The 2199-nt window shown below is 35.4% G+C and carries 2 protein-coding genes and 1 pseudogene; all 3 read left to right on the top strand.

Annotated features, from left to right (window positions below; genetic code table 11):
* A pseudogene (locus Q0F90_RS08925) lies at window positions 1-360 on the top strand (GHMP kinase); the annotation flags it as partial.
* A 24-nt stretch (window positions 361-384) separates the two neighbouring features.
* A complete protein-coding gene (locus tag Q0F90_RS08920) occupies window positions 385-1515 on the top strand; it encodes a histidinol-phosphate transaminase (protein ID WP_296004888.1) in 1131 nt (376 codons plus the stop codon).
* Window positions 1516-1522: 7 nt separating this feature from the next.
* A complete protein-coding gene (gene cobC, locus Q0F90_RS08915) occupies window positions 1523-2161 on the top strand; it encodes an alpha-ribazole phosphatase (RefSeq protein ID WP_296004886.1) in 639 nt (212 codons plus the stop codon).
* Window positions 2162-2199 lie beyond the last annotated feature (38 nt).

Genomic DNA, 2199 nt, shown 5'->3' with positions numbered 1-2199 from the left:
GATTTACAAAGTAAAATATTAGAAAAAGAATCGATTATACGAGAGTCTCTAGATTTGTTTAAACATGGTCTTATGACTCATGATATTAAGCTCATAGGTCAAGCGGCTACATTAAGTGCCTTTGGCAATCAGCGAATCTTGTATAAGCCGAATTTATATGATTTTCACGATATAGGTAATTACTATAATAGTGTTGGTACAATCATCGCTCATAGCGGTACTATTATGGGATTATTATTTCCTGTTGATTATGGACGTATTGATGATTGTAAAAATGAAATTATCCGTAAATTGCCACAATTGTCCTACGTAGATACAGTAGAAACTACGAATGAAGGACTAACTTATATTAAACGGTAACGTGTTTTATAGAAAGAGAATAGAATGTCTAACATACATGGGGGCAATATCTTTCAATTTGCCCATGAACAACGAATTGAACCTTATGAGGTTATTGATTTTAGTGCAAATATCAATCCACTAGGTCCTTGTCAACGAGGTTTGTCTGCGTTAGAGGCTCAATTGCGTTATATTTCACATTATCCAGATGCTACAAATGACGATGTATTAAATGCCATTGCTGATACTTATGGTATGAACAAAGATCAAATTGCAGTTGGTAATGGGGCGGCAGAGCTATTATATGCAATATGCCGTTTACCTGGTTATACAGGTGCATTTGTACCAGCGCCAGGCTTCTCGGAATATAAAGAAGCATTAGAGGCTAGTCAAATTCCTGTACGCGATATTTACTATCGACCACGAGAAGATGACAATGGTAAGCCATATTTTGAGGTTCCTTATTTAGCACTCGAAACCTTTGCCGCTGAATTAAAAGGACAAGATGGACGAATTATCGTATTTTCAGGGAATCCAAATAATCCTGATGGTACATTACTTGATAAAAATCATATTCGTACTGTTGCAAGTATGCTCAAAGATGCTAATAGCTTACTTGTTATTGACGAGTCCTTTATCGACTTTGTAGGGAATGATACACTACAAGATAATGAACACTCTATGCGCTCTTTAGTAAATGAGTTCGATAATATCATCGTCGTTCATTCCTTTACAAAATTCTATGCTGTTCCAGGGTTACGAATTGGAGCGGTCTTCAGTAATCCTGAAATCATTGACCAATTAAATACATATATTCCTACCTGGTCCGTTAATACCTTAGCACAAGCATATACAGAATCTGCTTTAAACGATGTTGAGTATGTTAAGCGTACAAAACAATTATTAAGTGAAGAGCAAAACTATATGTATAACGCATTAGATGCTATTTCTGGTATTACTGTGTATCAACCTTCAGCTAACTTTATTTTGTTCCATATAGAACAAGAAGGCGTGACGGCAGATTCAATTAATGAAGCTCTAAATAAACATAATATGATCGTTCGCAATTGTGATTCCTATATGGGCTTAAATAACCAATGGGTTCGCGTTGCCATTAAAGATCATGATAATAATGTTAGATTGATTGAAAAACTAACAGATATTTTGAAAGTATAGGAAGATTATGAAGACATTATATATTGTGCGTCACGGTGAAACCGATTGGAATAAAATGGGGAAATACCAAGGTATTACCGATGTTCCACTCAATGAAAATGGTTTAAACCAAGCAAAAGCATGTGGTCAAGCTCTAAAAGATGTAAAGTTTGATCGTATACTATCTAGTGATTTAAGTCGTGCTTTAGTTACTGCTGAAGTTATTCGTGGTGACCGTACAACACCAATTACAATAGATAAACGTTTACGGGAATTAAATTTTGGTGATTGGGAGGCTATGCTGTTTTCCGATATTGAAGCACGTTGGCCTGGCTTAATCGATGAAATGTATTTACGACCTCATCTAGTTAAGGTACCTAATGGTGAAAGTTTTAAAGATTTACAAGATCGTGCGTGGGCAGGGCTAGAGGAGTTTATTAACGCTAATGATGATGAGGAAACGCTTCTCATTGCTTGTCATGGCGGTACAATTCGAACTCTTTTATGTAAATTATTAGATATTTCTATTAGTCATTGTTGGAATTTTAGCCAAGGTAATACGGCTATTAACCGTATTTTCTATAATGGTATGGGCGAATATGATCATAATATTTTGAATTTGCTCAATGATACGGCTCATGTTGAGTTACTACAAGGACATGTATAATGCGGCTCGATAAATTATTAGCTAATAAAGCATATGGT

This window comes from uncultured Veillonella sp., from assembly GCF_934190855.1.
GTDB lineage: Bacteria > Bacillota > Negativicutes > Veillonellales > Veillonellaceae > Veillonella.
This window is presented reverse-complemented; position numbering and strand designations above follow the sequence as displayed.

Bases quoted from the DNA above. Each gene is read 5' to 3' on its own strand.
- Q0F90_RS08920 (WP_296004888.1), top strand. From the start codon at position 385: ATGTCTAACATACATGGGGGCAATATCTTTCAATTTGCCCATGAACAA.
- cobC (WP_296004886.1), top strand. From the start codon at position 1,523: ATGAAGACATTATATATTGTGCGTCACGGTGAAACCGATTGGAATAAA.